The following is a 2,741-nucleotide window of genomic DNA, read 5'->3' as shown; positions in this document are numbered from 1 at the left end:
CGGGCATCGAGTCGCGCCCGTTCGCCGAGGTCGGCGATGTCGGCAAACGCGCCTTTCGAGCGGGCCGCCTCGATGCGCCGCGCATCGTCCTCACGAAAGCCCTTGATCATGCGCATGCCCAGGCGAATCGCCGGCTGCGCACCACTGACCGGTTCCAGGCTGCAATCCCAGTCACTGGCGCGCACGTCCACCGGGCGAACCTGCAAATGATGACGGCGAACGTCCTGCAGAATCTGGTCCGGGCTGTAGAACCCCATCGGCCAACTGTTGATCAGGGCACAGGCGAAGGCCGCCGGCTCATGGCATTTCAACCAGCAACTGGCATAAGTCAGCAAAGCAAAACTGGCGGCGTGGGACTCGGGAAAACCGTAGCTGCCAAAGCCCTTGATCTGCTCGAAGATCTGCGCGGCAAACTCCGGCGTGTAGCCCTTTTTTTTCATGCCGGCGGCCAGTCGATCCTTGTGCGGTTCCAGCCCGCCATGGCGCTTCCAGGCGGCCATGGAGCGGCGCAACTGATCGGCCTCGCCGGGGCTGTAGTCGGCGGCGACGATGGCGATCTGCATCACTTGTTCCTGAAACAGCGGTACACCCAGTGTGCGTTTCAACACCTCGCGCAACTCTTCGGAGGGGTAGCTTTCGAGTTCTTCCTTGTTTCGTCGCCGCAGATAGGGATGCACCATGCCGCCCTGAATAGGTCCGGGGCGAACGATGGCCACCTCGATCACCAGGTCATAGAACTTGCGGGGCTTGAGCCTGGGCAGCATCGACATTTGCGCCCGGGATTCGATCTGGAACACGCCGATGGTGTCGGCGCGGCCGATCATGTCGTAGGTTTGCGAGTCTTCAGAGGGGACCGTCGCCAGACTCAAATCCAGATTGCGATGACGGCGCAACAGATCAAAGCAACGGCGTATCGCACTGAGCATGCCCAGAGCGAGGATATCGACCTTCAGTAGACCGACCGCGTCCAGATCGTCCTTGTCCCACTGGATGATGGTGCGCTCGGCCATCGCGGCGTTTTCCACCGGCACGAGGTGGTCCAGCGGCTGCTCGGAAATGACGAAGCCGCCGGGGTGCTGGGACAGGTGCCGGGGGAACCCGATCAGTTGCCGGGTCAAACTCAGTACCCGGCGCAGCACCGGGCTTTCGGGGTCGAAACCGCCTTCACGCAGGCGCTCCACGGGCGGTGTTTCATCACTCCAGTGACCACAGCAATCGGCCAGGGCATTGATCTGGTCTGGTGGCAGCCCCAACGCCTTGGCCACGTCACGCACTGCACCGGCTGCATGGTAAGTACTGACCACGGCCGTCAGTGCCGCACGGGTTCGACCATAGCGCTGGAACACGTACTGCAAGACTTCTTCGCGGCGTTCGTGCTCGAAGTCCACATCGATATCCGGCGGCTCGTTGCGCTCCCTGGAGAGAAATCGTTCAAACAGCATGTTCATTCGCTCGGGGTCGATCTCGGTGATGCCCAGGGCGAAACACACCGCCGAGTTGGCCGCCGAGCCTCGGCCCTGGCAGAGAATCTTCTCGCGCCGGGCGAAGGCGACGATGTCCTGAACGGTCAGGAAATAGCTTTCATAACCCAGCTCGGCGATCAGCCCGAGCTCCTTGTCGATCAGCCCGCGAACCTTGTCGCTTGCACCGTCGGGCCATCGCTCGCGAATGCCGCGCTCGGTCAACTCCCGCAGCCAGGATTCCGCGCTGTGCCCTTGCGGTACCAGTTCGCGGGGATATTGATAACGCAATTGGCCGAGATCAAAGGTACAGCGCCGGGCAATGGTCAGCGTTTCTGCCAGCAACTCTGGCGGATAAAGCGCCTGCAGCACGTCGAGGCTGCGCAGATGGCGTTCGCCGTTGGGATGCAGGCGCAACCCGGCATCGGCCACCGGCAGGTGATGACGGATCGCCGTCATGGTGTCCTGCAAGGCGCGCCGGCCGCGAGCGTGCATGTGCACATCGCCGCTGGCCACTGGGGGAATCCGCAGCTCCCTGGACAGGGTCAACAGATTATTCAAACGCTGGGTATCGTCCTGACCGCGGTGCAGTTGCACCGCCAGCCACAGGCGTTCGGCGAAAACCTGCTTCAGCCAGCAGCCCTGTTCGAAGTCATCCACCGCGTCCGGCACCCACAACGCCAACAGCCCCGGCAACGGTTCGCTGAAGTCCTCGCGCAGCACCTGATACTGGCCTTTCTGCGTGCGCCGCCGGGCGTGGGTGATCAATCGGCACAGCGCCTGATAGCCCTCGGGGTTCTCCACCAGCAGCACCAGCTTCGGACCGTTCTCGATGCGTATTTCACTGCCGATGATCAGCGGCAACTCCACGGACTTCGCCGCTTGCCAGGCGCGAACGATGCCCGCCAGGGTACACTCGTCGGTCATCGCCAGGGCTTGATAACCCTGTTCTTTCGCACGCTGGAACAGCTCGAGGGCGCTGGAAGCCCCGCGCTGGAAGCTGAAGTTCGACAGGCAGTGCAATTCGGCATATTCGATGCTCATGCGAACCAGCCCTGCAGCCACAACGGGCCGTCCTCACCGACCGCCCGGTAGGCCCAGCCCTGTTGGCCGGCACGGGTTTCGATCAGGTAATAGTCACGACGTACGTCGTCACCGTCCCACCAGCCGGACTCGATACGCTCCGGCCCCATGAGGATGCGCGCCGAGCCCTGATGCACGGCCAGCGGTTCAGTCAGCAGCCAGCCCGGCCGTTTCACGGCGGCCGGCACCGCGCAAGGC

Annotated in this window: 1 protein-coding gene and 1 pseudogene; both read right to left on the bottom strand. The window is 63.1% G+C overall.

Annotated elements, in window-relative coordinates; genetic code table 11:
- Positions 1–2,525: error-prone DNA polymerase (locus tag ACCD00_RS30450; protein ID WP_413428899.1), on the bottom strand; the 2,525-nt coding region annotated here is incomplete at its 3' end.
- Positions 2,501–2,741 (bottom strand): annotated as a pseudogene (locus ACCD00_RS30445) (DNA polymerase Y family protein); the annotation flags it as partial. The gene ACCD00_RS30450 and the pseudogene ACCD00_RS30445, both read right to left, overlap by 25 nt.

Origin of the sequence: Pseudomonas sp. Pseusp3, from assembly GCF_047304225.1 — a bacterium.
Classification (GTDB): Bacteria; Pseudomonadota; Gammaproteobacteria; order Pseudomonadales; family Pseudomonadaceae; genus Aquipseudomonas; species Aquipseudomonas fluorescens_CD.
Note: the sequence above shows the minus strand (reverse complement) of the source record. Positions and strands in the feature narration are given on the sequence as shown.